The organism is bacterium (assembly GCA_030655055.1).
Classification (GTDB): Bacteria; Edwardsbacteria; AC1; order AC1; family EtOH8; genus UBA5202.
This window is the reverse complement of record JAURWH010000029.1, coordinates 1-2799: the sequence shown is the minus strand read 5'-3', so window position 1 is coordinate 2799 and position 2799 is coordinate 1. Positions and strand designations below refer to the sequence as shown.

General features: G+C 58.7%; 3 protein-coding genes. All 3 read right to left on the bottom strand.

Translation table 11 applies throughout. The features are described from left to right. Positions 1-539, bottom strand: a 539-nt coding sequence (locus Q7U71_01325) for a glycosyltransferase (protein ID MDO9390397.1), incomplete at its 3' end; no start/stop codon positions are given. Continuing rightward, a complete protein-coding gene (locus tag Q7U71_01320) occupies positions 472-2127 on the bottom strand; it encodes an FtsW/RodA/SpoVE family cell cycle protein (GenBank protein ID MDO9390396.1) in 1656 nt (551 codons plus the stop codon). The genes Q7U71_01320 and Q7U71_01325, both read right to left, overlap by 68 nt. Next, positions 2114-2799: UDP-N-acetylmuramoyl-L-alanine--D-glutamate ligase (locus Q7U71_01315; protein MDO9390395.1), on the bottom strand; the 686-nt coding region annotated here is incomplete at its 5' end. The genes Q7U71_01320 and Q7U71_01315, both read right to left, overlap by 14 nt.

The following is a 2799-nucleotide window of genomic DNA, read 5'->3' as shown; positions in this document are numbered from 1 at the left end:
TCTTTTATCCCCTGTTCTTTTGAAATTTCCCCAATTTCGGGGCGGATGGGGTTGCCGGTAAAAATTACTTTCGCATTTTTATCCAGGTACTGAGAGCATTCGGGGAAGCCGCCGTATATCTCGCCGGCAAAACGGGACAGGAATCTTACGGCTTTGCTGGGCATCACATCCAGCGCCAGCAGGGACACCGGGATCCGGAGCATCCAGGCGGCCAGCACCGGCGGGGCCGAGATATATCCCCCGGTTCCCAGGACCGCATCCGGCCTTTCGGTAATCATGTAAAAGAGCGACTGCAGGGTGGCGATAATAAAACTGAAGGGAAAATGCATCTTCTGCCAATGGGATTTTCCCAGGTAACCTCCGATGGTGATGTATCTCAGGCTGTAACCGGTTCCCGGCAGCACCCGGGCCTCAATGCCCTTTTTGGTGCCTATGAATTCCACCCGGTTGCCTGGTGCCAGTTTGTCAAACTCAGCGGCTACCGCCAGCCCGGGATAAAGATGCCCGCCGGTTCCGCCTCCGGCTATCAAAAGTTTCATCCTTCCTCCAATCACTGCCTGCGCCGGGCCGGTCGGCCCGGTAACGCGAAAGGTTCAGCATCAGGCCGGCCGCCGCCCCGTTGACCATCAGGGCCGAGCCGCCAAAACTAAGGAACGGCAGGGGTATCCCGGTGATGGGGAAAAGCCCTGAAGCCACCATTATATTTATTGCCGCCTGAATGAATATCCCCAGGCTCAAACCCAGCATCAGATAAGATTCAAAGGCCTCCGGCATCTGGCGGGCCATTTTTATCCCCCGCCATAAGATGACCCAGAAAAGAACCAGCACCGCAGCTGCGATCAGCAATCCGCCTTCCTCGGCAATGATGGAAAATATGAAATCGGTGTGGGCTTCCGGCAGGAACAGCAGCTTTTGCCGGCTCTGCCCCATCCCCACTCCCAGCAGCCCCCCCGAACCGATCCCCAGAAGCGATTGGTAGGTCTGGCTGAGGGCGTTCTTAAATCCGCCCAGTTCCTGGGGCGAAGGGACATGACCGAGCATTTTTTGGAATTGCAGGGAAACCGCCGACTGAAAATCGGAACTGGGGAGCTGGAACAATGTGCTTAGTTCATCGGAACCCTGGGAAGCCCACCAGAATCCGGCCAGCCGGTTCTTAACGTGGCTGAAGGTCAGCGCCAGGCCCACAAAACCCGCCATTCCCAGCCCCAGCACCGCGAACCAGGCCGGCTGGTTGACCCCGCCCAGGTAGATCAAGAGCAATCCCAGCACCGCTATCACCAGGGTGCTGCCGAAATCAGGCTGCAGCAGCACCGCCGCGCATACCAGTCCGATGCAGGCCAGGACCGGAAAAAATCCCTGCTTAAGGCTTTTCATCTTTTCCCCCCGGCGGGCCATGAAATCGGCCAAAAACAAGACCAAAAATAGCTTGGCGAACTCGGCCGGCTGGACCCCCAAAAACCAGCTCTTGGCACCGCGCACCGCCCGGGCCGCAAAGGGGGTGATGTACAGGACCACCAGCAGACCTATGAACACCGGCCCGATCAGGTGCCGCACTTTGCGGTAGTTGATCTTGAAGGCGGCGATGAAGGCCAGGGCCGCCGCCAGAAAACGCCAGAGGGTTCCCTTTAATATCCCCAGCCGGTAATAGAACGACCGGCCCCGGATCTCCCGGGGAAATGCCGACTGCAGCAGCATTCTGTTCAGCTTTACCAGCTCCTCGCCTTCCGGGGTCTGGGCCAGCATCCCGGCGGCGGCCTTTGATATTTTCACATCCTTGAAGGTCTGGTCGTCGTAAATGGCCCCCCCCAGCAGCAGCGGGTTAAGCGCTTCGGACAATATCTTCTTTAAACTGTCGGCGTCGACCTTTTTCAAACTGCCGTAATGCCCCAGCTGGTAAAGGGCCGAAGCCGGGAGCCGGCTTTTTACCAGGGCGGGAACCCCATCCCGTCCCTGGGAGATCTTTTGGGCCAGCGCGGCCGGCTGCTTGAAATCGCGGGACCGGAACAGGGCGGAATTGCCGGATATCAGGTAATCGCTGACGCTGTAGCTCATCACAAAGCCGTATCCGGCCAGAAGCAGCACTGCCACCAGCAGCAGATGGTCTATTTCGCCCTTACGGTAGTTCATTCTTCTTCAATCCGGCCACTGCCTGTTTGAACTGGTTGCCCCGGTCCTCAAAATCCTTGAACATGTCAAAACTGGCGGCCCCCGGCACCAGCATCACCAGCTGGCCGGGCCGGGCCAGAACCGAGGCCTGCAAAACCGCCTCTTTCATGCTTCCGGCCTTGTGAAGGTTCTTCATTCCCAATCCTGAAAGTTCCCGTTCCATCCGGTCCCGGCATTCTCCTATCAACACCGCCGCCCCTGCCTTTTGGGCGATCTCCTTCAGAAAATCGGAAAGGTCGACGTTCTTCTCCTTGCCCCCGGCAATGACCACCATCTGTTCCCCGAAGGCCCGCAGCGAGCTGACCCCGGCCGCGGCATTGGTGCACATGGAATTGTTGATGTAGCGGACGCCGTTCACCATCCCCGCTTCCTCCAGCCGGTGGGGTACGCCTTTGAATGTTTTCAGCGCCTGTTTGATGGTGGCCGGTGAGATTTTCAGGATCATGGCCGTGGCGGCGGCCGCCAGGGCATTTTGGACATTGTGCTGTCCGGGCACCGCCAGCTCCGAAGCCCGCATCAGCGGGACCAGTTCCTTGCCCTGCGCCCAGCACATCATCCCCTGGTCAAGGCAGGCCCCCTGCTCCACCCGGCGCAAAAGGGAAAACATCATTTTTTGTGACCCGGCCCCCGAGG